The sequence below is a fragment of the Bradyrhizobium sp. Mp27 genome (assembly GCF_029953005.1).
Lineage (GTDB): Bacteria > Pseudomonadota > Alphaproteobacteria > Rhizobiales > Xanthobacteraceae > Bradyrhizobium > Bradyrhizobium barranii.
Map to the genome: position 1 here is coordinate 1 of NZ_JASAUS010000627.1, position 484 is coordinate 484.

Here is a 484-nt window from a genome sequence, read left to right on the forward strand (position 1 = left end):
TGCTATGCTCGTTCATGGCGTATCGCTCTCCTTGAGGTTCTGGCAGGCTCGACACCCGCCTCGATACGCCGCCTATCTCATTCCGTCATCACCCAGTTTCCCGCATAGCTCACGACCTGTTCGCGACCCATCGTGGCCCCGCAGCAGCCGCATCGCATGCTTGCGATGATATCCAGTGACATTGACGAACTCATCCAATATCCGCGCCTTCTCCACGCGATCGCTCGATCGGTAGCGTTCGCCCACAGCTGCCGTCAGTTCCTTCCTAGCCCGTCCTATTCGTGAGAGTGCGGCTTTTGGGCCCGATTGATGCGGCCGCACATCTTGTCTGACGAGGCGCACAGGATTGCCTTCGGCTTTTCGCCGCCTGACGACCGGTACTTTGCAACGCGCTTGAGGGATGGGTTGGGCGAACGGGGGCGGACGCCCCGCCGGTCAAGGACCGAGCGGCAGCAGCGCGCCGGGCAAGCCGCAGATCAGGTCG

Annotated in this window: 1 pseudogene; it reads right to left on the reverse strand. The window is 62.2% G+C overall.

The window, feature by feature from the left end:
* Positions 1-126: 126 nt before the first annotated feature.
* Positions 127-279 (reverse strand): annotated as a pseudogene (locus tag QJT78_RS52070) (ISNCY family transposase); the annotation flags it as partial.
* Positions 280-484: the final 205 nt, after the last annotated feature.